Origin of the sequence: Actinoplanes sp. NPDC048791, assembly GCF_040650095.1 — a bacterium.
GTDB lineage: Bacteria > Actinomycetota > Actinomycetes > Mycobacteriales > Micromonosporaceae > Actinoplanes.
Window position 1 is genome coordinate 1 of sequence record NZ_JBEZGQ010001041.1, and the last position, 2833, is coordinate 2833.

The 2833-nt window shown below is 68.4% G+C and carries 2 protein-coding genes; both read left to right on the forward strand.

What is annotated here, in order from left to right:
* On the forward strand, positions 1–644 hold a 644-nt coding region (locus AB0C29_RS41795; RefSeq protein ID WP_360832892.1), incomplete at its 5' end, for a chlorophyllase.
* Positions 645–663: 19 nt separating this feature from the next.
* Positions 664–2823 carry a transglycosylase domain-containing protein gene (locus AB0C29_RS41800; protein ID WP_360832895.1) on the forward strand — a complete coding sequence of 720 codons (2160 nt, stop codon included), beginning with the start codon at positions 664–666 and terminating at the stop codon, positions 2821–2823.
* Positions 2824–2833 lie beyond the last annotated feature (10 nt).

The window sequence follows — 2833 nt, forward strand, 5'->3', positions numbered from 1 at the left end:
GCTTCCCGCTGGTGCTGTTCAGCCACGGCCTGACCGCGCAGCCCGGCGACTACGCCCCGATGCTCACCCGCTGGGCCCAGGCCGGTTTTGTCGTGGCCGGCCCGACCTACCCGCGCACCTCGTACGGCGCGGCCGACTTCTACGCGCCGGACATCGTCAACCAGCCGCAGGACGCGTCGGCGGTGCTGGACTCGCTGCTCGCGCTGACCGATCCGCTGGGTGCGATCATCGACCCGGACCGGCTGGGCGCCGCCGGTCACTCCGGCGGGGGAATCACCACGGTCGGGTTGTTCAGTGCGCATCGTGATGAACGTCTCAAAGCAGGCGTCGTCCTGGCCGGCACCGACTTCCAGGGAATGCCCTTCACCGGCCCGTCCGCCGCGATGCTCTTCGTGCACGGCCGCAAGGACAACACCGTGACCTACCGGGCCGGACACGCCGTGTTCGCAGCGGTTCCCTGGTCACGCGCGATGCTGTCGATCACCGACGGCGGGCACGTCACCCGGGCCGGCGATTTCGAGGCGACCACCGTCACCTCCACAGAGTTCCTGCGTTGGGCCCTGCACGGCGACACCGCCGCCAAGGCCCGCATCCCGAGGGCCGCCCGGACCGGTGACGTGGCCACTCTCGAGACCGACCTCTGAGAGGCAGCCTTGGATCTTCATGACTAACCTGGTTCGAGTGACTTCCCCTACGCCTCCCCGCGACCGCAACAAGTTCGCCAGCGCCGGATCACTGCTGATCTGCGGGCTGCTGGCGGGCGTGGTGGTCGCCGCAGCCTCGTTCCCGGCCGTCGCCATGTCAGGGCTGGCGGCCAAGGCCGGGTCGGAGACGTTCGCGCAGTTGCCCAGCCAGCTCGAGCAGCAGACGGCGCCGCAGGTGACGCGAGTCTTCGCCGCCGACAACAAGACCCAGCTCGCGGTCATGTTCGACGAGTTCCGCAGTGACGTCCCGCTCAAGGACATCTCGGTCAACATGCAGAACGCGATCGTGGCCGCCGAGGACCACCAGTTCTACAAGCACAACGGGGTCGACCTCAAAGGCGTCGCCCGGGCCTTCGTCAACAACAAGCAGGGCGGCGACAAGCAGGGCGCCTCGACGCTGACGATGCAGCTCGTCCGGATGACCCTGGCGTACTCGGCGAAGACCCCGCAGGAGGCCGTCGACGCCACCAAGGACACCCCGGAGCGCAAGCTCTCCGAGATGAAGTACGCCCTGCAGCTCGAGAAGGAGCTCACCAAGCAGGAGATCCTCGAGCGCTATCTGAACATCGCCCCGTTCGGCAACGGCGCGTACGGGGTCTACGCCGGCAGCCAGGTGTACTTCCGCAAGAAGCCCAAGGACCTCACGGTCGCCGAGGCGGCCCTGCTGGCCGGCATGGTGAAGGCGCCGACCTCGTTCGACCCGACCACCGCCAGCGGCTACCCGCAGGCGCTGGACCGGCGCAACTACATCATCGACAACATGCGGGACCTGGGCTACCTGAAGCCGGACGACGCGACCAAGGCCAAGGCGGTCAAGCTCGGGCGCACCACCAACCGGCCCGGCAACGGCTGCGTGTCGGTCGCGAAGAACAACTGGGGCTTCTTCTGCGACTACTTCTACCGCTGGTGGCTGAGCCAGGAGGCGTTCGGCAAGACCACGTACGACCGGGAGCGCCAGCTCAAGACCGGCGGCTACCGGATCGTCACCTCGCTCGACGTCAAGGCGCAGAGCGCGGCCCGCAAGGAGATCACCGGGCTGATCAAGGACACCAACCGCAACGCGTTGCTGCTGGCCGGCGTCGAGCCCGGCTCCGGCCGGGTCCGCACCCTCGCGGCGAACCGCAAGTACAAGCTGGACAACGCCGCCGACCCGGAGAACAAGATCTCCTCCGACCCGGCGAAGGCGGCCGAGGGCATCCGCGGCACCTACCCGAACACGACCAACCCGATCATCACCGGTGGCGGCGACATCACCGGCTACCAGGCCGGCTCGGTGTTCAAGATGTTCACCATGGTCGCGGCGCTGGAGAGCGGGCTCGAGCCGGACTTCACGATCAACGCCCAGGAGCGGTACAAGTCCGGCTACATCATCGACCCGAGCTCCGACGCGGCCTGCCCGGGCACGCACTTCTACTGCCCCGGCAACTCCTCCAAGAGCGAGGTCGGCCCGTTCAACATGTGGACCGGCTTCGGCCGCTCGGTGAACACGTACTTCGTGCCGCTGCAGGAGAAGGTCGGCGCGGAGAACGTGGTCGACGTGGCCAAGCGGTTCGGGGTCAAGTTCCGGGCGCAGAAGGACGCGGAGATGGCCGACAACGAGGAGGCCGCGAACCAGTGGGGCGCGTTCACCCTCGGCGTCTCGGCCTCGACGCCGCTGGACATCGCGAACGCGTACGCGACGCTCGCCGGTGACGGCATGTACTGCGCGCCCACCCCGATCCAGCAGATCTACACCCAGGACGGCAAGAAGAGCGACATCGGCCAGCCCAAGTGCAACCGGGCGACCAGCAAGGACGTCGCCCGCAAGGCGCTGGACGCGGCCCGCTGCCCGGTCGGGGACCGCGCGCAGCTCGGCAACTGCGGCGGCGCCACCGAGGCGAACGCGCGCCGCGTCGTCGGTCACCCGATCTTCGGCAAGACCGGTACGACCGACGACGACAAGACCGCCGCGCTGGTGGTCGGCACCCAGCAGCTCGTGGTGGCCGGGTACCTGGTCAACCCGGACTGGGCCGGGCACACCGACCGGATGTCGCACGGCATCGTGAATCCGGCGGTCTACCGCACCGTGGCCGACTACATGGACGGCAAGCCGGAGGAAGAGTTCAAGAAGCCCGGCTGAGCTCGCCCCG

Coding starts and splice junctions, on each gene's coding strand:
- AB0C29_RS41800 (WP_360832895.1), top strand. CDS start 664: ATGACTAACCTGGTTCGAGTGACTTCCCCTACGCCTCCCCGCGACCGC.